At 72.0% G+C, this 21572-nt stretch carries 21 protein-coding genes; 15 read left to right on the plus strand and 6 right to left on the minus strand.

Annotated features, from left to right (window positions below):
• Nucleotides 1-76: 76 nt before the first annotated feature.
• Nucleotides 77-898 carry an inositol monophosphatase family protein gene (locus QSK36_RS02100; RefSeq protein ID WP_183536236.1) on the plus strand — a complete coding sequence of 274 codons (822 nt, stop codon included), beginning with the start codon at nt 77-79 and terminating at the stop codon, nt 896-898.
• 365 nt (nt 899-1263) lie between these two features.
• Here the strand turns inward: QSK36_RS02100 and QSK36_RS02105 are convergent, their stop codons facing one another.
• Nucleotides 1264-1428: a hypothetical protein gene (locus tag QSK36_RS02105; protein WP_167530612.1), complete on the minus strand. Its 165-nt coding sequence runs from the start codon at nt 1426-1428 to the stop codon at nt 1264-1266.
• Between the two features lie 240 nt (nt 1429-1668).
• On the opposite strand from QSK36_RS02105, the gene QSK36_RS02110 reads away from it, so the two are divergent.
• From QSK36_RS02110 to QSK36_RS02130, 5 genes are all read left to right on the plus strand, one after another.
• Nucleotides 1669-2322: a response regulator transcription factor gene (locus QSK36_RS02110; protein WP_182901404.1), complete on the plus strand. Its 654-nt coding sequence runs from the start codon at nt 1669-1671 to the stop codon at nt 2320-2322.
• Between the two features lie 39 nt (nt 2323-2361).
• Nucleotides 2362-3816: a sensor histidine kinase gene (locus tag QSK36_RS02115; protein WP_285781141.1), complete on the plus strand. Its 1455-nt coding sequence runs from the start codon at nt 2362-2364 to the stop codon at nt 3814-3816.
• Nucleotides 3817-4075: 259 nt separating this feature from the next.
• Nucleotides 4076-4375 carry a DUF4193 domain-containing protein gene (locus QSK36_RS02120; RefSeq protein WP_030505490.1) on the plus strand — a complete coding sequence of 100 codons (300 nt, stop codon included), beginning with the start codon at nt 4076-4078 and terminating at the stop codon, nt 4373-4375.
• 19 nt (nt 4376-4394) lie between these two features.
• Nucleotides 4395-5147: a hypothetical protein gene (locus QSK36_RS02125; protein ID WP_285781142.1), complete on the plus strand. Its 753-nt coding sequence runs from the start codon at nt 4395-4397 to the stop codon at nt 5145-5147.
• 351 nt (nt 5148-5498) lie between these two features.
• Entirely contained in the window at nt 5499-6896 is a 1398-nt protein-coding gene (locus QSK36_RS02130; protein WP_183536238.1) for an alpha,alpha-trehalose-phosphate synthase (UDP-forming), read from the plus strand.
• Here QSK36_RS02130 and QSK36_RS02135 read toward each other — a convergent pair.
• The gene (locus QSK36_RS02135) at nt 6886-7203 is read right to left on the minus strand and encodes a DUF4235 domain-containing protein (RefSeq protein WP_225898017.1); all 318 of its coding nucleotides are present in this window, start codon (nt 7201-7203) and stop codon (nt 6886-6888) included. The two genes, QSK36_RS02130 and QSK36_RS02135, sit on opposite strands and share 11 nt — an antisense overlap.
• A gap of 69 nt (nt 7204-7272) precedes the next feature.
• On the opposite strand from QSK36_RS02135, the gene valS reads away from it, so the two are divergent.
• From valS to QSK36_RS02165, 6 genes are all read left to right on the plus strand, one after another.
• Nucleotides 7273-9807, plus strand: a complete 2535-nt coding sequence (gene valS, locus QSK36_RS02140; RefSeq protein WP_285781143.1) for a valine--tRNA ligase — start codon at nt 7273-7275, stop codon at nt 9805-9807.
• 242 nt (nt 9808-10049) lie between these two features.
• Nucleotides 10050-11282, plus strand: a complete 1233-nt coding sequence (locus QSK36_RS02145) for an AI-2E family transporter (protein ID WP_285781144.1) — start codon at nt 10050-10052, stop codon at nt 11280-11282.
• A gap of 49 nt (nt 11283-11331) precedes the next feature.
• Entirely contained in the window at nt 11332-11769 is a 438-nt protein-coding gene (gene dut / locus QSK36_RS02150) for a dUTP diphosphatase (RefSeq protein ID WP_285781145.1), read from the plus strand.
• Between the two features lie 48 nt (nt 11770-11817).
• A complete protein-coding gene (locus QSK36_RS02155; protein ID WP_183536246.1) occupies nt 11818-12498 on the plus strand; it encodes a DUF3710 domain-containing protein in 681 nt (226 codons plus the stop codon).
• A 175-nt stretch (nt 12499-12673) separates the two neighbouring features.
• The gene (locus QSK36_RS02160) at nt 12674-13066 is read left to right on the plus strand and encodes an OB-fold nucleic acid binding domain-containing protein (RefSeq protein WP_030505482.1); all 393 of its coding nucleotides are present in this window, start codon (nt 12674-12676) and stop codon (nt 13064-13066) included.
• A 16-nt stretch (nt 13067-13082) separates the two neighbouring features.
• Entirely contained in the window at nt 13083-13751 is a 669-nt protein-coding gene (locus tag QSK36_RS02165; RefSeq protein WP_183536248.1) for a DUF3159 domain-containing protein, read from the plus strand.
• A 60-nt stretch (nt 13752-13811) separates the two neighbouring features.
• Here QSK36_RS02165 and QSK36_RS02170 read toward each other — a convergent pair whose 3' ends face one another.
• Both QSK36_RS02170 and QSK36_RS02175 read right to left on the minus strand, forming a co-directional pair.
• Nucleotides 13812-14480, minus strand: a complete 669-nt coding sequence (locus tag QSK36_RS02170; RefSeq protein ID WP_183536250.1) for a potassium channel family protein — start codon at nt 14478-14480, stop codon at nt 13812-13814.
• Nucleotides 14480-15148 carry a potassium channel family protein gene (locus QSK36_RS02175; protein WP_183536252.1) on the minus strand — a complete coding sequence of 223 codons (669 nt, stop codon included), beginning with the start codon at nt 15146-15148 and terminating at the stop codon, nt 14480-14482. The genes QSK36_RS02170 and QSK36_RS02175 overlap by 1 nt, the downstream gene beginning before the upstream one ends.
• A gap of 106 nt (nt 15149-15254) precedes the next feature.
• Here QSK36_RS02175 and QSK36_RS02180 point away from each other — a divergent pair, with 106 nt between their 5' ends.
• Together QSK36_RS02180 and QSK36_RS02185 are read left to right on the plus strand one after the other, a co-directional pair.
• Nucleotides 15255-17297, plus strand: a complete 2043-nt coding sequence (locus QSK36_RS02180) for an APC family permease (protein WP_183536254.1) — start codon at nt 15255-15257, stop codon at nt 17295-17297.
• A complete protein-coding gene (locus QSK36_RS02185; RefSeq protein WP_259405419.1) occupies nt 17294-18562 on the plus strand; it encodes a class I SAM-dependent RNA methyltransferase in 1269 nt (422 codons plus the stop codon). Before QSK36_RS02180 ends, QSK36_RS02185 begins: the two co-directional genes overlap by 4 nt.
• A 13-nt stretch (nt 18563-18575) precedes the next feature.
• Here the strand turns inward: QSK36_RS02185 and QSK36_RS02190 are convergent, their stop codons facing one another.
• Nucleotides 18576-19124: a TetR/AcrR family transcriptional regulator gene (locus QSK36_RS02190; protein ID WP_285781146.1), complete on the minus strand. Its 549-nt coding sequence runs from the start codon at nt 19122-19124 to the stop codon at nt 18576-18578.
• A gap of 137 nt (nt 19125-19261) precedes the next feature.
• Here QSK36_RS02190 and QSK36_RS02195 point away from each other — a divergent pair, with 137 nt between their 5' ends.
• The gene (locus tag QSK36_RS02195) at nt 19262-20227 is read left to right on the plus strand and encodes an NADP-dependent oxidoreductase (RefSeq protein WP_285781441.1); all 966 of its coding nucleotides are present in this window, start codon (nt 19262-19264) and stop codon (nt 20225-20227) included.
• 129 nt (nt 20228-20356) lie between these two features.
• Here the strand turns inward: QSK36_RS02195 and QSK36_RS02200 are convergent, their stop codons facing one another.
• Entirely contained in the window at nt 20357-21523 is a 1167-nt protein-coding gene (locus tag QSK36_RS02200) for a glycoside hydrolase family 18 protein (RefSeq protein WP_285781147.1), read from the minus strand.
• Nucleotides 21524-21572 lie beyond the last annotated feature (49 nt).

The following is a 21572-nucleotide window of genomic DNA, read 5'->3' on the forward strand; positions in this document are numbered from 1 at the left end:
TCATCCAGGCGGCCGACGCCCGAGCCGGGCGTCGGCCGCTTCGATGTGAGCACGTACGAGGAGGGGGCAGGCCAGGATGGACGAGCGGGAGTACCGGCATGACCGCGCGCGGGCGGAGGAGCTGCTGGAGCTGGCGACCGGCATAGCGGAGGAGGCCGGCCAGATGCTCCTCGCCAAGCGGCCCGCGCGGCCCGAGGTGCTCGCCACCAAGTCGAGCCCCACCGACGTCGTCACCGCGCTCGACCGGGCCGCGGAGGAACTGATCCGCGGCAGGGTCGCCGAGGCCAGGCCACGCGACGCGATCCTCGGCGAGGAGGGCGGCGACACCCCCGGTGAGGGAGGCGTCCGGTGGGTCGTCGACCCCATCGACGGCACGGTCAACTTCCTGTACGGCCTGCCGGACTGGGCGGTCAGCATCGGCGTCGAGGTGGACGGCGAGATCGTCGCCGGAGTGGTGCACAACGTGCCGCGCGGCGAGTTGTTCACCGCGTCGAAGGGGGGCGGCGCCTGGCTGAGGGGCGAGCGGCTGCGCTGCAATACCGGTGTCCCGCTGGCCAAGGCCCTCGTCGCCACCGGGTTCGGCTACGCGGCGGGGCGGCGCCGGGTGCAGGCCGAGGTGCTGGCGCAGGTGGTGCCTCAGGTCAGGGACATCCGGCGCGGCGGCTCGTGCGCGGTCGATCTCTGCTCGGTCGCCGCGGGCCGCGTCGACGCCTACTACGAGCGCGGCGCCAACTACTGGGACCACGCGGCGGCCGGCCTGATCGCCGTGGAGGCCGGAGCCCGCCTCGGCGGCCTGAACGGCAGGCCGGTCAGTCCCGAGATGGTGCTGTGCGCGGCCCCTGGGCTCTTCGAGGAACTGCACGACCTGCTCGTTCCCCTCGACCCCGAGCGCGACTGAGGACCCCGAGCGCGACTGAGGCCTCCGGGCACATGAGGGCACATGAGGACCCCGGGGCACGTGAGGACCCCGGACGCGACCGGGAATCCGGGAGATGAGAGCGTCCGCACGGTGCCGGCCGGGTTGACCGGCCGGCGCCATGGTCCGGTGCGCTTTCAATCGCGCCGCGCCCTGCTCATGAGTCGCGCCCGGTCACTGCGGCTGTCGACGGACCCGGGCGCGAGCGGCGGCCGATCACCCGCACGTCGGTCTCGGCGCCGCCGTGAATTCGCGCCGCGTTCGCGCTGACTTCGCGTTGACTTCACCCTGCGCACAGGCGAGGGGGCCCGCCGTACGGCGGGCCCCCTCGTCAGTGTCGGTTCGGGTCAGCGCTGGATGTCGATGCCGTGATCCTCGGCGAGGCGGTGAAGGTCCTCGATCTCGGCGGTGAGGGTGTCGGCGAGGAAGTCGTCCCCGCTCGTGGTGGCCTCTTCAAGACCCTTGTAGGCCTGGTCGAGCCTGGTTTCGATCGTGGTCGTGAACTCGCCCATCTCACCTTCTTTCTCAGGGGGCGAAACGTGTCACGGGGGCTACGGCACGAGTCCTGCGGAGAGGCGCGCCCTTCCCCGGCACACGACAATGGAGGGTGTCACGGGCCTACCCATGTCCGGGTCGGGCGTAAACCTGTGAATTTCTGTGCTCTACGTCACGTAGAGCGCCGGAACCGCTTACCGGCGGCTTACGTCGAATATGGCCACAATGAGGGGCGTCGTACCAGCTAGGAGGACTTGATGCGCGTGCTTGTGGTGGAGGACGAGCGGGTGCTCGCGGACGCGATCGCCACCGGCCTCCGCCGGGAGGCGATGGCCGTGGACGTCGCCTACGACGGCGCCGCCGCCTTGGAGAAGACCGGCTACATCGACTACGACGTGATCGTGCTCGACCGCGACCTGCCCAAGGTGCACGGCGACGAGGTGGCCCGCCGCCTGGTCGCCCAGCGGTCGGCCTCGCGGATCATCATGCTGACGGCCGCGGGCGACGTGGACGACAAGGTCGAGGGGCTGGAGCTGGGCGCCGACGACTATCTGGCCAAGCCGTTCGTGTTCATGGAGCTCGTGGCCCGGGTGCGCGCGCTCGGCCGCAGGTCCGCGCCGCCGCTGCCGCCCGTGCTCGAACGCGCCGGCATCCGGCTCGACCCCGGCAAACGCCAGGTGACGAGGGACGGGGTCGAGGTCAACCTCACCAAGAAGGAGTTCGCGGTGCTGGAGGAGCTGATGCGGGCCGAGGGCGCCGTCGTCAGCCAGGAGGACCTGCTCGACAAGGCGTGGGACGAGAACATCGACCCGTTCACCAACGTGGTCAGGGTGACCATGATGACGCTGCGCAAGAAGCTGGGCGATCCGCCGGTCATCGAGACCGTGCCCGGTGTCGGGTACCGGCTGTGACGACCCGCGCCACCACTATGTCCCGGGGGAGGGGGCCCTGTGAGCGAACCGCGTGACGCCTCCGAGGGGAGGACGCCCCGGATTCTCCCGCCGCCCGGAGAATCGGACGCCGCCACGACCTCGCCGGACGTGGTGGCTCCGGCCGGCGGGCAGGCCCCGGCCGGTCGCACCCGGCGGATGTCGAACCCGATGGGCACCGGTCCCTACCGCAGCCAGGTGCCGCCGCCGCCTAGCGGCCCGCCCGCCTGGGACGGCCCGCCGCCCCTGGTCGCCCACCCCGTGCACCGGGGGAACCTGCTCAACGAGATCAAGTCGCTGCAGAACCGCATCAGCATCCGCTGGCGCCTGACCCTCACGTACGCCGCGCTGGTCTTCGTGGCCGGTGCGCTGCTGGTGATGGTCATGTACGTGCTGATCGGCCAGGCGATCGACATCGGCTGGCAGAGTGTGCCACAGATCATATTCCCGCGGGGGAGCGTGCCGCAGGAGTGGATCGACGAGGCCAACCACCAGTTCGCCCAGTCGCAGGCGGAGGTCACCGCGGTGGCGCGGGCCGAGCTGTTGAAGCGGGCGCTGCTGGCGCTGCTGGGCGTGGGCATCCTGGCGCTGATGCTGGGATACCTCGTGGCGGACCGGGCGTTGCGGCCCGTCATCAAGATGACGGCGACCGCGCGGAAGCTGTCGGAGACCTCGCTCGCCCACGAGCGCATCGACCTCCAGGGCCCCGACGACGAGCTGAAGGAGCTGGCCGACACCTTCGACGCGATGCTCACCCGGCTCAACACGGCCTTCGACGCGCAGCGGAGGTTCGTGGACAACGCCTCGCACGAGCTGCGGACGCCGCTGGCGATCAACCGTACGGTGCTGGAGGTGGCCCTGTCCGACCCCGAGGCGTCGGACGACCTCAAGGTGCTGGGGCGCACGCTCCTCGGCACCACCGCACGCAACGAGCGGCTGATCGAGGGCCTGCTGCTGCTCGCCCGCAGCGAGCGCGAGCTGTCGGTGCGAAAGCCCGTGGACGTCCAGGAGGTCGCCAGGACGGCGGTGGAGCAACTGGCCCCCTTCGCCGGGGAAGAGGGCGTGACGGTCGAGCACGACCTCCACCCGGCGGCCACGACGGGCGACCCCGTTCTCATAGAACGTTGTGTCTCCAACCTCGTCGAGAACGGCATCAAGCACAATCTCGGCGAGTCCGGAAAAGTATGGGTCCGGTCGGGAATTGTCGACGGGGGTGCGGTTGTTCAGGTCGCGAACACGGGACCGCACGTTCCCGCGTACGAGGTGGAGAGCCTGTTCGAGCCGTTCCGGCGCTTGAATGCCGACCGGGTTCAGTCCGCCAAGGGCGCGGGTCTCGGCCTGTCCATCGTGCGCGCGATCGTTCGCGCGCACGGCGGAACGGTCGCCGCCGTCCCCCGCGACGGGGGTGGTCTCGTGGTGACGGTGCGTCTCTCCGGAGCCGGGGCATCTCCGGGGACGCCGCAGTCGGCGCGCTGATGGAGCGTGCACGCCGCACATGTGGTTGGATGTGCCGTCGAACGCGGTGGGGATACCGCCGATACTGTGGTTTTCGCCATATTTGGCTAACCGCAGCCCCCGGTGGGATGACCCTCGCGTGTCGGAAGGTTCAGTGTTCGTTCAAGCGGGTACCGAATGCACAATTTACCGGCCCCCGCGGGCACAACACCGGCCTTCCGAGCGTTATCCACGCGCGACATCAGGCGCAGGCAGATAGATGAGGGGGATGGAGTAGCAGATGGCTACCGACTACGACAGCCCGCGTAAGACCGACGACGATCTCAACGAGGACAGCCTCCAGGAACTCCAGGCGCGCAGGAGCGACAAGTCGTCGGGCAGCATCGACATCGACGAGACCGATCTGGCCGAGTCGTTGGAGCTGCCGGGGGCGGATCTGTCGAACGAGGAGCTCTCGCTGCGGGTGATTCCTCGGCAGGCCGATGAATTCACCTGCTCGCGGTGCTTCCTGGTGCACCACCGCAGCCAGCTGGCCTCGGAGAAGAACGGCCAGCAGGTCTGCCGCGAGTGCGCCGCCTAGGAGACCCTTGGGAGGGTCCGTGACTTCAGCAGCGGATGAACCAAACAACGAGGTGGCCGACCTGGTCGGCAAACTCGTCGCCCCTGAGGAGACGGACGGGGCCGAGCGGCGTCGGCTGCTCGGCCGCCTCAGCGGGGCCTTGGCAAGGTCCGCCAGGAAGGCACGTGAACGGGGAGTCGGCCGGGGGCGATGGCTGGCCGACGTATTCATGAACATCGCCCCGCGGTTACCGGTCAGGGACTACGAGACGCTGCGGGAACACCACTACGGGCTCACCGGCGAGCAGCTCGCCGACGATCTCGTCCGCACCGCCGCGAAGGCGACGACGGCGGTCGGCGCGGTCGGCGGAGCGCTCGCCGCGGCCGAGTTCGCCGCCCCGCCGCTCCTGCTTTCCGCACCCGCCCAGATCGTGGCCGAGACGCTGGTCGTCGCGGCCATCGAAGTGAAGCTCCTCGCCGAACTGCACGAGGTGTACGGCGTGAAGGTCCCCGGCAACGGCACCCAGAGGGCGGCCGCGTTCGCGCTCGCCTGGTCGAAGCAGCGGGGCGTCAACCCCCTCGCCCCCGGCTCGGCCACGCTCGCACTCGGAGCCGCCGCCAAGACCGCCCTGCGCAACCGCCTGATGCGCACGCTCGGCCGTCACCTCACCACGCTCGGCCCCTTCCTCACCGGCGCCGTGGCCGGCGGCGCGCTGAACCGGGTCGCCACCAGGAAACTCGCCGCCGCCGTGCGCGCGGATCTGCGCCGCCAGCGCGCCCTGCCGCCCGGCTGACGCCCTGCCGCCAGGCTGACGCACCGCCGCTCGGCTGACCCCCTCCCTCCGGGCCGATCTCCCCTCCCGTGCCGGTCCCCGTTCCGCGGTCCGGGCCCCTTCCCGTCCGGTCTCCGTCCCTCTGGTGACGCGCCGCGGCCCCGGTGCCCGTCCCAATCGGCACTCTCCGGCCGTCCTGATCTTCCAGATAGAGAAGTGTCACCGATTGGTCTAAACCTCTTGCCGACCCCATATGAGCTGCGTGAGATCATTCTCACAATCACAGGCGTGGATTGTGCACGTTCTTACGGGTATGGGGGTCACTGGTGACTTTCCGTATGGTGGTCACAGGCGACCACCTGGAGGGGATTCATGCGTGGCACCAGCTCATTTCTGATCGTCGCGAACCGGCTGCCGGTCGATCGCGTGGGCGAGAACGAGTGGCGGCGCAGCCCGGGCGGGCTCGTGACCGCCATCGCGCCCGTCATGCAACGCCGTGACGGGGCCTGGCTCGGCTGGACCGGGGCGGCGGGAGAGGAGCTGAAGCCTTTCGACCACGACGGGATGCACCTGATCCCCGTCCCGCTGTCGCAGCTCGAGGTCGAGCTGTACTACGAAGGCTTCTCCAACGCCACACTGTGGCCGCTCTACCACGACGTGGTCGCCACGCCCGTCTACTCGCGTGTGCTCTGGGACGCGTACCGGGCGGTCAACGACCGGTTCGCCCGCGCGGCCGCGGACGCCGCCGCGCCCGGCGCGGTCGTGTGGGTGCAGGACTACCAGCTCCAGCTCGTGCCCGCGATGCTGCGGAAGCTGCGGCCCGACCTGAAGATCGGTTTCTTCCTCCACATCCCGTTCCCGCCGGGCGAGCTGTTCTACCAGCTGCCCTGGCGCAACGAGATCCTCGAAGGACTGCTCGGGGCCGATCTCGTGGGCTTCCAGCGGCCGGGCGGCGCCGCCAACTTCCTGCGCCTGTGCCGCCGCCTGCTCGGGGTGCAGTACCTCCGCAACGAGATCCAGCTCGAGGACCGGACGGTGCGTGCCGAGTCGTTCCCGATCTCGGTCGACTTCGGCGAGCTGGACCAGCTCGTCCGGGAGCCGCGCATCCAGCAGCGGGCCAAGGAGATCCGCGCCGAGCTGGGTGATCCCGAGCACGTGCTGCTCGGTGTCGACCGGCTCGACTACACCAAGGGCATCGGCCAGCGGCTCAAGGCGTTCGGCGAGCTGCTCGACGACGGCTCGATCAAGCCGGACGAGGCGGTCTTCGTACAGGTCGCCACGCCCACCCGCGAGCGGGTCGCCGAGTACATCCGGCTGCGCAACGACATCGAGCTGAGGGTGGGCCGCATCAACGGCGAGCACGGCGTGCTCGGCCGCATGCCGATCTCCTACCTCCACCAGTCGTACAACAAGGAGGAGCTTGCGGCGCTCTACTGCGCGGCCGACGTCATGGTCGTCACGCCGCTGCGCGACGGCATGAACCTCGTCGCCAAGGAGTACGTCGCCTGCCGCCACGACCTGCGCGGGGCGCTCGTGCTGAGCGAGTTCGCCGGGGCGGCCGACGAGCTGCGCCAGGCCTACATGGTCAACCCGTACGACATCGCCGGCATGAAGCGGACGATGCTGGCGGCGATGCGGGCGACCCCGCACGAGCTGGCGCGCCGGATGCGCTCGCTCAGGCGCAGGGTCGCGACCTACAACGTGGACAGGTGGGCCAGCGACTTCCTCACGGCCCTGGAGTCCGGGGAGCCGGCCGCTCCTAGGGAGTGAGGTCCCGGGCGGCGTCCTTCCAGGAGCGCCACTTCTTCGCCGCCGACCGCGTGACGACGATCCGCGTGATCTCCATGCCCAGGCCCATCACCACGGCGTACGCGATCGCCTCGCCGAGCCCGATGTCGGGGGAGTCGGCGCTCGCCGGCGGCTTCTTGCCGGTCGCCTTCTCCCACGCGAACGACAGCACCTTGCGCGAGCAGAAGCCCACCGCCAGGCCGAGCAGGCCGCCGACGATCCGCCACTGCATGTCGGGCTTGTCCGTCGCGCCGAGTTCGCGCTTGGCCTCCCGAGCCATGTCCGCCATGATTCCTCCTCGATAACGACCTTAGTGTCTCCCCGCGGGGTGACGGTCCACGCCATACCATGTGGTGGCATGACCGAACAGCGACTCCCCGCAGCCATGCCCGAGAAACCAACACTCGACGGCTTGGAGGCGGTATGGGTAGCGCGCTGGGAGGCCGAGGGCACCTACCGGTTCGACCGGTCCCGGAGCAGGGACGAGGTCTACTCCATCGACACCCCGCCGCCCACCGTGTCCGGGTCCCTTCACGTGGGGCACGTCTTCTCCTACACGCACACGGACACGATCGCCCGCTACCAGCGGATGCGGGGGCGCGAGGTCTTCTACCCGATGGGGTGGGACGATAACGGCCTGCCCACCGAGCGCCGCGTGCAGAACCACTTCGGCGTGCGCTGCGATCCCTCCATGCCGTACGACCCGGACTTCACGCCGCCGGAGAAGCCGGACGCCAAGCGGCAGGTGCCGATCTCGCGCCGCAACTTCATCGAGCTGTGCGAGCGGCTGACCGCCGAGGACGAGAAGGCGTTCGAGGAGCTGTGGCGCCGTCTCGGCCTGTCGGTGGACTGGTCGATGACCTATGCGACCATCGACGCCGATGCCCGGGCGGCATCCCAGCGCGCGTTCCTGCGCAACCTCGCCCGCGGCGAGGCGTACGTTGCCGAGGCCCCGACTCTGTGGGACGTGACGTTCCGCACGGCGGTGGCCCAGGCCGAGCTGGAGGACCGGGAGTGGCCCGGCGCCTTCCACCGCATCGGGTTCGAGCGTCCGGACGGCGACGGCGCCGACGGCATGGTGTGGATCGAGACGACCCGGCCCGAGCTGATCCCGGCCTGCGTGGCGCTGGTCGCCCACCCCGACGACGAGCGCTACCGGCCGTTGTTCGGCACCACCGTCCGCACCCCGGTCTTCGGGGTCGAGGTGCCGGTCGTGGCCCACCACCTCGCCGAGCCCGACAAGGGCTCGGGCATCGCGATGATCTGCACGTTCGGCGACGTCACCGACGTGACCTGGTGGCGCGAGCTCGACCTGCCCACCCGGCCGGTCATCGGCTGGGACGGCCGCCTGCTCCCCGAGCCGCCGCAGGGCGTGCCGGCCGAGCCGTACGCCGAGCTGGCCGGCAAGACCGTGCACAGCGCGCGCGAGCGCATCGTGGAGATGCTGCGCGAGTCCGGCCACCTGGACGGCGAGCCGCGCAAGATCCAGCGGCCGGTGAAGTTCTACGAGAAGGGCGACCGGCCCCTCGAGATCGTCACCACCCGGCAGTGGTACATCCGCAACGGCGGCAGGGACGCCAAGCTGCGCGCCGAGCTCCTGGAGCGCGGCCGGGAGCTGGAGTGGCACCCGCCGCACATGCGGGTCAGGTACGACAACTGGGTGGAGGGCCTGGCGGGCGACTGGCTGATCTCCCGTCAGCGGTTCTTCGGCGTGCCGATCCCGGTCTGGTATCCGCTCGACGCCGACGGCGAGCCGATCTACGAGGCGCCGGTCGTCCCGCCGGAGTCGGCGCTGCCGGTGGACCCGTCCAGCGACGTCCCGCCCGGCTTCTCGGAGGACCAGCGGGGCAAGCCGCTCGGCTTCACCGCCGACCCCGACGTCATGGACACCTGGGCGACCTCCTCGCTGAGCCCGCAGATCGCGGCCGGGTGGGAGCGCGACGACGACCTGTTCCGCCGCGTGTTCCCGATGGACCTGCGGCCCCAGGCCCACGAGATCATCCGCACCTGGCTGTTCTCCACGATCGTGCGGTCGCACCTGGAGCACGGCGGGCTGCCCTGGCGGCACGCGGCGATCTCCGGGTGGATCCTCGACCCCGACCGCAAGAAGATGTCGAAGTCCAAGGGCAACGTGGTCACGCCCATGGGCCTGCTGGAGGAGTACGGCTCCGACGCGGTCCGCTATTGGGCGGCGAACGGGCGTCCCGGCACCGACACGGCGTTCGACACCGGGCAGATCAAGATCGGCCGCCGGCTGGCCATCAAGATCCTCAACGCGTCGAAGTTCGTGCTCGGCTTCCGGTCCGAGGGCGGCGGCGAGGTCACCGAGCCGGTCGACCTGTCCATGCTCGCCGCGCTGGGAGCGGCCGTCGCCGAGGCCACCGAGGCGTTCGAGTCGTACGACTACACCAGGGCGCTGGAACGGACCGAACGCTTCTTCTGGTCCTTCTGCGACGACTACGTGGAGCTGGTCAAGGCCCGCGCGTACGACGGGGACGCGTCGGCCGTCGCCGCCCTGCGGCGGGCGCTCGGCGTGCTGCTGCGGCTGTTCGCGCCGTTCCTGCCGTTCGTGACCGAGGAGGTCTGGTCGTGGTGGCGTGAGGGCTCGGTGCACCGCGTCGCCTGGCCGTCCCCGGACGAGCTGCCCGAGGCAAGGCACGGCGATCCCGCGGTGCTGGACGCCGTGGCGGAGGTGCTCCGCCGGGTGCGGCGGGCCAAGTCCGAGGCGCGGCTGTCGATGCGGGCCGAGGTCGCCCGGCTGACCGTGTCGGGGGACCAGGCGGACCTCGTCCGGGCGGCCCAGGACGACCTGTGCGCGGCCGGCAACGTCGAGGAGTTCGTCCTCGAACCCGGTGACGGCCCGCTCGACGCGGTCGCCGAGCTGACCGCGTGAGGCCACCGCCGGCCACCGCCGCGCCCGCGGGGTGACGGCGGTGGCCGGCGACGCTTAGGGGCGTTCCAGGACGTTCTCGGGCGTTTCGGCGCGCGGCCGGGGGTCCGCGGAGGGTTGGCGGCGAAACGACCGCCATACGCGGGTAAAACGACTGCGCGTCCCGCCCGCCGACATGCCAGGCTGGATCCGTGATCCCGTCTAACCGCAGTACCACGGAGAGGGTTCCGCCGACGCTGGCCACGATGGCCGCGTGGAGCTGGCGGCTGCTGCTGCTCGGCGGGATGGTCTACGTTCTGTGGCTGATCATCGAGAGAATCAGCTTCGTCGTCATGCCGGTGGTGGTCGCGCTGCTGCTCGCGGCCCTGCTTCAACCGCTGACCCGGCGGCTGCGCGCCACCGGGCTCCGGCCGATCTACGCGACGTGGATCACGATGCTGCTCGGCCTCGCGCTGATCGTCGGCATCGGGTTCCTGATCGGCGTGCGAGCGAACGAGGAGTTCCCCCGGCTGGTCCTGCAGATCCAGGTGACCGTGCGCAACGTGCAGGACTGGCTGCTGCATGGGCCCCTCCATCTGAAGGAGGCGCAGATCGCCGACTTCGTGGACCAGCTCAGCAGCCAGGTGACCCAATACCGCAGCCAGATCACCAGCACGCTGCTGAGCGGCGCCACCGCGGTCGTCGAGGTGCTCACCTCCATCGTGCTGATCCTGTTCGTGACCTTCTTCCTGCTGAAGGACGGCGACCGGATCTGGACCTGGTTCCTGCGCTCCTTCGGCCGCGCCGCCCCGCGCGTGGACCGGGCGGGCCGTGCCGCCTGGGCGACGATCTCCCACTACGTGCACGGCACGGTCGCGGTCGCGGCCATCCACGGACTCGTGATCGGAGTGGTGCTCGCGGGGATGCAGGTGCCACTTTGGGCGCCCCTCGCGGTGCTGGTCTTCGTGGCCAGCTTCATCCCGATCGTCGGCATCCTGTTCGCGGGCACCATCGCGACGCTGGTGACCTTCGGCTCCCGGGGCTGGTTCCTGGCGCTGATCTTCGTGGGCATCCTCGTGGTCGAGCAGCAGCTGGAGAACCACGTGCTCCAGCCGCTCATCGTGGGCCGGGCCCTGGAGTTCCATCCCCTGGCGATCATCCTCGTCCTCGCGGTGGGCGGCGTGCTCGGCGGCATCGCGGGCGCCGTGGTGGCCGTGCCGCTCACGGCGGTCATCTACCGCGCGCTGCCCGAACTGCGCCGCGGCCAGCCCGCCATCGAGCCACCGGCCGAAGGCGGCCCGCCCGGCGCCGCGGAGGCCGGAGCCGGGGACGCGCCCCCGCACCCGGAGGCCGGCGCCGAGGAGCTCGCGCACTCTCACGCGTCCCAGCCCGCCGCCTCCGGGCACAGCGAGCAGGGCGGAGAGGGCGAACAGGAGCCGGAGACGGCACGCCCGTCCTCCGGAGTGGGAGAGGCGGTGTCCCCCCAGCGCAACGGGTAGGGTCTTGCCTCATGAGCGACCGCATCAGGGAACACGTCGAGGCCGCCCGGTGAGCGTCGAGATCCTGATCCACCGGCTCGACCCGGACCTTCCGCTCCCGTCGTACGCGCATCCGGGCGACGCCGGGGCCGACCTGTACGCGGCGGAGGACGTCGAGTTGCTGCCCGGCGAGCGGGCGGTTGTGCGGACCGGCGTCGCCATCGCGCTGCCGGACGGGTACGCCGCCTTCGTCCATCCGCGTTCGGGCCTGGCGGCCCGGCACGGCGTCACGCTGGTCAACGCGCCGGGCACGATCGACGCCGGCTACCGGGGCGAGATCAGGGTGACGATGATCAACACCGACGCCAAGGACCCGGTACGGCTCCGGCGCGGTGACCGCGTCGCCCAGCTCGTCGTCCAGCGGGTGGAACGGGCGGCGTTCTACGAGGTCGACCGGTTGCCCGGCTCCGTACGGGGCACGAACGGGTTCGGCTCGACGGGGAGCTGACACCGCGGGGCCCGGGAACCGGGCCACGATGCGAGGAGAGTGAGAGAAGTGGTGCGACGCCGGCAACGCGCGGAGGAGGAGACCGCACAAGCCGTCGTGCGGGGGGAGAGCCCCGCCCCGGCGCGGACGACGGGCCCCTGGGACGCCGATGACGACTACCCGGAGGCCGAGCGCGTGGACCTGGGGGGCCTGCGCCTGCCCGTCGGCCCCGGATTCGAGATCCAGCTCAGCATGGCGGGCGACCAGGTCGACGGTGTGATCGTCCTGGTCGAGGAGAGCGCCCTGCAGGTGAACGCCTTCGCCGCGCCCAAGCGCAGCGGGATCTGGGACGAGGTGCGCGCCGAACTCGCCCGTGAGGTGGTGGCCGCCGGCGGCTCGGCCGAGGACCGGGACGGCCCGTTCGGCCCCGAGATCGCGGCCGAGGTGCCCGTGCAGGGTCAGGCACAGGGACGGCAGCCGGTGCGCTACGTCGGCGTCGACGGGCCGCGCTGGTTCCTCCGCGCCGTGATCAGCGGCAGGGCGGCGGTCGACCCGGAGGCGGCGCGGATCCTGGAGGACGTCGTGCGCGGCATCGTCGTCGTGCGCGGTGACGAGCCGATGCCGCCCAGGGAGGCGATCCAGCTCCGTCTGCCCGCCGAGGCCAGGCAGGCCATGGAGGAGCAGCAGGGATCCGGACGGGAGGAGTTCCGGCCCTTCGAGCGCGGTCCGGAGATCAGTGAGATCCGCTGACGCCCGTCCGGGATGCGCCGGTTGACCGAATCGGGGGGCAAGCCCATCCTGACCGTCCTTCTGGCCCGTAAGCGGCTCACGTATGCTGCGGTGGGAAACGACCGGCCTAGGCTGGAGCCAGGACGACGAATCCCTCCGAAGGGGATCGCGAACGAGGAAGCTGGGTGAGTGACCGATGGGCACGCCGGAGCCTGCCAGACGCGGCGGACTGCGGGGCTTCTTCCGAAGGCTGACCACCAGCCAGGCCGAACTGGAGGCCGCCGAGCTCCAGGAGGACCTGGAGCAGCAGGGGGCCACTCCCATCGCGCGGTGCGGTGAGCGCCAGCGGACGTGCGTGGCGGGTACGCTGCGCACCGTGACCCTCCGCCCGCGCGGCGGCGCGCCCGCCCTCGAGGCGGAGCTGTACGACGGTTCGGACGTGATCGACCTGGTCTGGCTCGGCCGCCGGAAGATCGCCGGCATCGAGCCGGGCCGGGTGGTGCGGGCCGAAGGGCTGGTCAGCGTCCAGGACGGCCGCAAGGTCATGTTCAACCCCCGCTACGAGCTACGCCCGGCCGGTGGCCCTTGATCTCTCAGGAGACCGTATGAGCACAGCGGACATGACGGCCCCCGCGGCGCACGCCACCGTCGAGGCGGCGGTTCGCGCCCAGATGAGCAAGGCGCTGGGCGGCAGGCGCGGGATCGTCGAGGCGGCGGTGCCCACAATCGCCTTCACCGGCACGTGGATGGGCACCAACGAGCTGAAGGCCTCGCTGATCGTCGGCGTCGCCTCGGCGGTGGTGCTCCTGCTGGTGCGGCTCGCACAGCGCACGACGCCGCAGTTCGTGCTCAACAGCCTCGTCGGCATCGGGATCGGCGCGTTCTTCGCGGCCCGCACCGGCGACGCCAAGGACGTGTTCCTGCCGGGGATCCTCTACAACGGGGCCTACGCCGCCGGCATGCTGCTGTCGATCGTGGTCCGCTGGCCGATCGTGGGCTTCCTGATCGGCTCGGTGACCGGCGACCCGACGGCCTGGCACAGCGACGCCGCGCTGGTCCGGCTGTGCTCGCGGCTCACGTGGCTGCTCATGCTGCCCTGCCTGCTGCGGGTGGTGGTCCAGCTGCCGCTCTACTGGGCGGACCAGGTGACCGCCCTCGGCGTGGCCAAGATCGCCCTGGGCTGGCCGCTGCAGGTCGCGGGGCTCGCCGCGATGGTGTGGGTGCTCGCCCGGGGCCGCACCCCGCTCGAGCCGCCGGCGCAGCCGTCCGTCTGACACTCAGGCAGAGACGACTCAGGCCCCGGGCACGCGCCCGGGGCCTGAGTCGTGTGCGGGTCAGGAACGCTCGTGGGCCGACAGCAGCTCGGTGAGCTCCTGCTCGACCTCCTGGCTGGCCACGAACAGCAGCTCGTCGCCGGCCTCCAGCGGGTCGTCGGCCGAGGGGACCAGCACCCGGCCCTCGCGCAGGATCGCCACGAGGGCGGCGTCCACCGGCCACGGCACCGACCCCGCCCGCTGGCCCACCACCGGGGCGTCCTCGGCCAGCGTGAGCTCCACCAGATTGGCCTGGCCCTGCCGGAAGGTCATCAGGCGCACCAGGTCGCCGACGCTGACCGCCTCCTCGACCAGGGCCGACAGCAGGCGCGGGGTGGAGACGGCGACGTCCACGCCCCACGACTCGTTGAACAGCCACTCGTTCTTGGGGTGGTTGACCCGGGCGACCACCCGCGGCACGCCGTACTCGGTCTTGGCGAGCAGCGAGACCACGAGGTTGACCTTGTCGTCGCCGGAGGCGGCGATCACGACCTGGCAGCTGTTCAGCCCGGCCTCGTCCAGCGAGGAGATCTCGCAGGCGTCGGCGAGCAGCCACTCGGCCCGCGGCACGCTGTCGATCTTGATGGCGCGGGGGTCGATGTCGATGAGCAGGACCTCGTGCCCGTTCTCCAGGAGCTCCGCCGCGATGGAGCGGCCGACGGCTCCGGCGCCGGCGATGGTGACGCGCATCAGTGCTCCTCGTCGGACGGCGGGGCGGACAGCACCTTGTTGATGCGGTCCATGTCGTTCTCGGCGGCGACCAGGTGGAGGAGATCGCCCTCCTGGAGGACGGTCGCGTCCTTCGGCACGAGCGCCTCGCCCATACGGTTGACGAAGGCCACGCGCGCGCCGGTGACGTCCTCGATCACCCTGGCCCGGGTGCCGATCCAGCCCTGGTGGAAGGCCACCTCGGAGAGGACGACCGTGCCGGTCGGGTCCCGCCAGAGGGGCTCGGCGCCCTCGGGCAGCACCCGGCGCAGGATCTGGTCGGCGGTCCAGCGGACCGTCGCCACGGTGGGGATGCCGAGCCGCTGGTAGACCTCGGCCCGGCGGGGGTCGTAGATGCGGGCGACCACGTTGTCCACGCCGAACATCTCCCGCGCGACCCGGGCGGAGATGATGTTGGAGTTGTCTCCGCTGCTCACGGCGACGAAGGCGGCGGCCGAGGCGATGCCGGCCTCTTCGAGCACGTCGCGGTCGAAGCCGATGCCGGTGACCCTGCGGCCCCGGAAGCCGGCCCGCAGCCGCCGGAAGGCCTGCGGGTCGCGGTCGATCACGGCGACCGAGTGCCCGTTGTCCTCAAGGATGTGCGCCAGAGTCGAGCCGACCCGTCCGCATCCCATGATCACAATATGCATGCTCCCCCGCCGTGGGTTGTGGCGGTCTCCTAATGCAGACAGTATGTCGCCCCTGCCGGACACCGCATGACCCGGGCACGGCGCCGGGGGACTAGGCTCAACAGACGTGTCGAAGGTGCCAGATCTTGTCAAGCGGCTCCTCGTGGGGCGGGCTCTGCGGAGCACCGCGCTCCACCATCAGCTGCTGCCCAAGCGCGTGGCACTGCCGGTCTTCGCCAGTGACGCGCTGTCCTCGGTGGCGTACGCGCCGCAGGAGATCCTGGTCATCCTGTCGATCGGCGGGGTCGGCCTCTACAGCGTCAGCCCATGGGTCGCGGCGGGCGTCGTCCTCGTCATGCTCACGGTGGTCGCCTCCTACCGGCAGAACGTGCACGCCTATCCCAGTGGCGGCGGCGACTACGAGGTGGCGACGACGAACCTGGGACCGACCGCGGGCCTGACCGTCGCGAGCGCCCTGCTCGTCGACTACGTGCTGACCGTGGCGGTGTCGGTCGCCAACGGAGCCGACTATGTGGGTGCGACGATCCCCTTCGTCGCCGAACACCGTCCACTGGTCGCGATAGCCATCGTCGCACTCTTGACGATCATGAATCTGCGCGGCCTCAGGGAATCGGGTGTCGCGTTCGCCGTGCCCACCTACGCCTTCATGATCGCGGTCATCGGCATGGTCGCGTGGGGCCTGTTCCGGCTGATCGTGCTCGGCGACGACCTGCGCGCCCCCACCGCCGACTACCGCATCATCGGGCAGCAGGCCGATCTCGCCGGATTCGCGATGGCGTTCCTGGTGCTGCGCGCCTTCTCGTCGGGGTGCGCCGCGCTCACCGGCGTCGAGGCGATCAGCAACGGCGTGCCGGCCTTCCGCAAGCCCAAGAGCAAGAACGCCGCGACGACGCTGCTCATGATGGGCCTGATCGCGGTCACGATGTTCAGCGGGATCATCTTCCTCGGCCTCCAGTCAGGCGTGAAGCTGACCGACCCGGCGTTCGTGGCCAGGAACATCATCATCGACGGCCACCCGGCCGGGCCCGGCTACTACCAGCAGCCGATCATCGCGCAGGTCGCCTCGGCCGTCTTCGGCCACGGCTCGTTCCTGTTCGTCGTGATCGCCGCGGTGACCGCCCTCATCCTGTTCCTGGCGGCCAACACCGCGTTCAACGGTTTCCCGGTGCTCGGCTCGATCCTCGCCCAGGACCGTTTCCTGCCGCGTCAGCTCCACACCCGGGGCGACCGCCTCGCGTTCAGCAACGGCATCGTCATCCTCGCGGCCGGGGCCTGCCTGCTGATCTGGGCGTTCGACGCGGACGTGAGCAAGCTGCTCAACCTCTACATCGTCGGCGTGTTCGTCTCGTTCACCCTCAGCCAGATCGGCATGGTCCGGCACTGGACCCGTCACCTGAGGACCGAGACCGACGCGAGGGCGCGCTTCCACATGATGCGCTCGCGGGTGATCAACGGCTTCGGCGCGGTCATGACCGGGCTCGTGCTCGTCGTCGTGCTCGCCACCAAGTTCACGCACGGCGCGTACATCGTCTGCATCGCGATGCCGGTGCTCTTCCTCATGATGAAGGGCATCAGGCGGCACTACGACCGGGTCGCCGAGGAGCTCGCCGCGCCGGAGGGGCACGAGGCCGACGAGTCGCTGCTGCCCGCCCGCAACCACGCGATCGTGCTCGTCTCGAAGATCCACAAGCCGACGCTCCGCGCGCTCGCGTACGCCAGGGCGACCCGCCCGTCGAGCCTGGAGGCCGTGACCGTCAGCGTGGACGCCGACGAGGCGAACCGGCTCAGGGAGGAGTGGGACCGGCGCGGCATCGAGGTGCCGCTCAAGATCCTCGACTCGCCGTACCGGGAGATCACCGGCCCGGTGCTCGAGTACGTGAAATCGCTGCGGCGGCGCTCGCCGCGCGACGTCGTGACGGTCTACATCCCCGAGTACGTGGTCGGCCGCTGGTGGGAGCACCTCCTGCACAACCAGAGCGCGCTGCGGCTCAAGGGGCGGCTGCTGTTCAAGCCCGGGGTCATGGTCACGAGCGTGCCGTTCCAGCTCGCCTCCTCCGACCGCCTCAAGGGCCGCAGGGAGCCGTCCGCTCCCGGCGCCTCCCGCCGCTCCTACCAGCCCCCACCGAAGGACACGCAGGTCAAGGCATGACCGACACGAAAGAGGCCGACATGGGCGGCGAACGGCTCGAACTGACGGTGGACGCCGTCGCCAACGGCGGCTGGTGCGTGGCCAGGCACGAGGGCCGGGTGGTCTTCGTCCGGCACGCCCTGCCAGGCGAGCGGGTGGTCGCCGAGGTCACCGAGGAGACCGCGCGGTTCCTGCGGGCAGACGCGGTCGAGATCCTGGAGCCCTCACCCGACCGGGTCACGCCGCCCTGTCCGTTCGCCGGCCCCGGCCGCTGCGGCGGCTGCGACTGGCAGCACGCGTCGCTGGAGGCGCAGCGCCGGCTCAAGGCCGACGTGGTCGCCGAGCAGTTCCGGCGCCTGGCGGGCCTCGACCTCAAGGTCGTGGTCGAGGAGGTGCCGGGGGCGGAGGACGGCCTCGGATGGCGCACCCGCGTGCGGTTCGCCGTGGAGCGGGACGGCACGGCGGGGCTGCGGCGCCACCGGTCGCACGAGATCGAGCACGTCACCGAGTGCCTCATCGCGCACCCCGCCGTCGAGGAGGTCGGCGCCGAACGCCTGGCCTGGCCGGGGGCCGCCTCGGTCGAGGTGGTGGCGGCCTCCGGCGGTGACCGCGCCGTGATCGTCGAACCCGTCCCGCGCCGCCGGGCGGATATCCCGGACGTGGACGCCGCGGTCCTGCTCGACGAGGGCAGGCGGGGCACGCGGGCGCTGCGCGGCCGGGCCTCGCTGACCGAGCGGGTGGGCGAGCGGGACTTCCGGGTCACCGCGAGCGGATTCTGGCAGGTCCACCCGGGCGCGGCGGCCACGCTGCTCGGCGCGGTGCTCGACTTCGGCCGGCCCGAGCCGGGGGAGTGGGCGCTCGACCTCTACTGCGGCGCCGGCCTGTTCGCCGCCGGGCTCGCCGAGGCCGTCGGCCCCGAGGGCGCGGTGCTCGGCATCGAGTCCGAGCCGCAGGCGGCGCAGGACGCCCGGTTCAACCTGCGTGACCTGCCGCAGGCGCAGGTCGAGCGGGGCAGGGTCGAGGAGGCGCTCGACCGGCTGCGGATCGAACGGGCCGACCTGGTGGTGGCCGACCCGCCCCGCGCGGGTCTCGGCCGTCCGGTGGTCGAGCGCGTCGCCGGCCTGGAGGCCTCGCGCGTGGTGTACGTCTCGTGCGACCCGGCAACCCTGGCCAGGGACGTCGCCTGGTTCGCCGGGCACGGCTACCGGCTGGAGGACCTGCGGGCCTTCGACCAGTACCCGATGACCCACCACGTGGAGTGCGTCGCGCTGCTCGTCAGGGACTGAGCCCGGCGCCGCCTCACGGGTGGGGCCGGGCCATGCCGGCGACCAGGAGGTCGGCCAGCCTCCGGACCGCCGCCGCCGCGGTTTCGGGCGGACCGGCGCGGAAGGAGGCGATGGCCCTCAGGCCGATCCTCACGTCCTCGACCGACAGCTCGGGACGGACGCCGCCCGCGCTCCGGGCCCGCTCGACGAGCTGCTCGAGCCTTCGGGCCTGTGCGCGGCGCTGCCCGGCGAACGCGGCGCCCGCGGGGTGGGAGCCGAGCAGCGCTCCGTTCAACCCGCGGTGCCGCACCTGGCCCTCGGCGAATCGGTGGACGGTTCCGCGCAGCGCGCGCCAGGGGTCGGGGTCGTCCAGGGCGGCACGCATCTGCGCGCGGCACACGGCCACCTGCTCGGCGAGCACCGCGCCGACGAGGTCCTGTCGTGACGGGAAGTGCCGATAGACGGTCGCGACGCCCAGGCCGGCACGCCGGGCGATCTCGTGCACCGGCAGGTCGAGCCCGTCCGCGGCGAACGCGGCATGGGCGACCGCCACGACGTGCCGCCGGTTGTGCTCCGCGTCCATCCGGGGTTTCCGAGTCAATGTCGTCCGCGCCCCTCTCACTTGCGGCGATCCGAGGCAGCCGCTCCCGTTCGTCCGCCTACCGTGGTCGGCGGCCAGTCGGAACAGCCGGATGGGTGATTATGTTCCCGGATGTGGAAATGTTTGCGGTGCGGTTCGAGCGGTTCGGTCCCCCCGAGGTCCTCGCCGTCGGGGGATTCCCCGAGCCTCACGCGGGTCCCGGCGAGGTGCGCGTCAGAGTCAGGGCCGCCGGGGTCGCACCGGTCGACCTCGCGCTGCGCGCCGGCGCGTCGCCGTCGAGCGCACGACTCCCCCTGCCGCACATCCCCGGCGTCGACGCCGCCGGGGTGATCGACGAGGTCGGCGCGGACGTCACCGGGTTCGCCGCCGGGGACGAGGTCTTCGGCGCCGTCGACGTCTCGCGGCTGGGCGGCGCCGCCGCCGAGTTCGCCGTGCTGGCGTTCTGGGCCGCGAAGCCGCCCTCGATGTCGTGGGAGGAGGCCGGCGCCGCCGGCACGAGCGTCGAGACCGCCACCCGGGCGCTCGACAGGCTCGGCGTACGCACGGGAACGACGCTCCTGATCGACGGCGCCTCCGGCGGCGTCGGCAGCGTCGCCGTCCAACTGGCGGTCGCCCGCGGCGCCCGCGTGATCGGCACGGGCCGCCCGGAGAACCACGCCTTCATCGCCGGGCTCGGCGCGGTCCCGGTCGCCTACGGGCCCGGGCTCGCCGAGCGCGTCCACGCTCTCGCGCCCGAAGGGATCGACCTCGCGCTGGACGTCGCCGGCGCCGGCTCGCTTCGCGAACTCATCGCGATCACCGGTACGCCGGCATCGGTCCTCACCATCGCGGACTTCGCCGGCCCGGAACTCGGAGTCGGCCTCTCCCGCGGTGAGCTCGGCGGCGAGCCGGACGGGCGCCATGGTCTCGCCCTCGCGGCCGCACTGTCGGCGGAGGGGCGCTTCCGCGTTCCCGTGCGGGCGGTGTTCCCCATGGACCGGGCGGCCGAGGCGCACGCGGCCGCCGCGCGAGGGCCACGGCAGGGCAAGGTCGTCCTCGCGGCTCCCCCCGCTCACGGCGAGCACGATGGAGGCGTCTCGATGTGACGGCACGGCGGTGGCGTCCCGTCGGGTCGCTCGCGGGCCGAGCTTCCGGAACCGATGGCGGCTCCGCCCCGCACCCGCGCACACGGGTCGAGCCGCCCACAGGAAGAGCGCAGCGCCGGTGAGAAGCGGTTACCAGGGGCGGACGGGAGGGGCGCCGGGCGTGACCTCGGGGCGGGCGACGCCCGCGTCGGGGCGTGACGGCCGGGCCAGGATCCGTACGACGTCGTCGGCCGGTGCGGCGCCTCGCAAGGACAGCCAGCCCAGGCCGTTGCGGGCCCGGAACGCCGCCAGCCGCCCGGCCTCGCCGGGGCCGAGGTCGCCGGGGCCGGCGAGGACCGGCGCGAGGCCCATCCGCCGCCACGCCCGGTCGGGCGGCACGTCCAGCGCCGCGGCGATCTGGAGGCGCGCCGCCCGCGCGGCGACGGCCAGGTCGTGGAGGTTCGAGACGCCGGAGGCGATCGGCACGAGCAGGCCGACGGACTCGATCTCCGTCCCCTCCTCGCGAGCCGCCCGCAGCATCTCCTGGTCGGCGGGCTCCAGGCCGCGCCGGGAGGCGGGGAGCGTGAACGTGACCCGCAGCGGGCGGCCGCGCGCCCGCGCCTCGCGCTGCAACCGGGCGACGGCGGCGGCGCGGCGGCGGACGGCGGCGTGCCCGGCCGACCCACCGGCCTCGAAGTCGACGCCGGGAGGGTCGAGCGCCGTCACGACGTGGCGGTAGGCCGCGAGCAGCCGGGCCGGGTTCTCACAGGTGACCGCCAGCTCCTGCCCGTACGGCCCGCCGAACGCCGGCCACACCTCGCCGCCGTCGGCCCTCAGCCGCTCGATTCGCGCGGCGACGGAGTCCCCGCCCCGCGGTTGCGCCCCAGTCCAGTGAGGAGCGCAGCCGCCCGGGCCTGCGACGATGTGACCGATGGCGAACGAGCGCACCCCCACCCGCAGCAGTTCCGGGTGCGGCTCCCCGGCGGCGTCGAGGAACCCCCGATAACGGGCCGCGGGCTCGTCGGCGGGGGGAGCGGCGGCGGGCGGGGCCGGCGAGGCGACCGTCTGGCGCGCGGCGACCAGCGTCTCCGGCACCGGGGAGGCCGGACTCCGCGCACCGGTGGGCGTGGCCGTGGCACCCGGCCTGCTTTCGGGCCTGCCTCCGGGGCCCCCGGGCGTCGCGTCCCAGCCGCCGGGCGGGGTGGCGGGCAGCGCCCACAGCGCCGCGCCGGTGCCCGCGACGAGCGCGGCCGACGCCAGGAGGACGAGGGATCGCGGGGGGCGGCCCGCTTCGCGGGAATGACGTGCGGAGTCCACGCTCACCACCCTGAGTTGCGATACGACCACGTTGCGCACAGGCGGCTCG

The sequence above is a fragment of the Microbispora sp. NBRC 16548 genome, from assembly GCF_030268985.1.
Taxonomy (GTDB): Bacteria; Actinomycetota; Actinomycetes; order Streptosporangiales; family Streptosporangiaceae; genus Microbispora; species Microbispora catharanthi.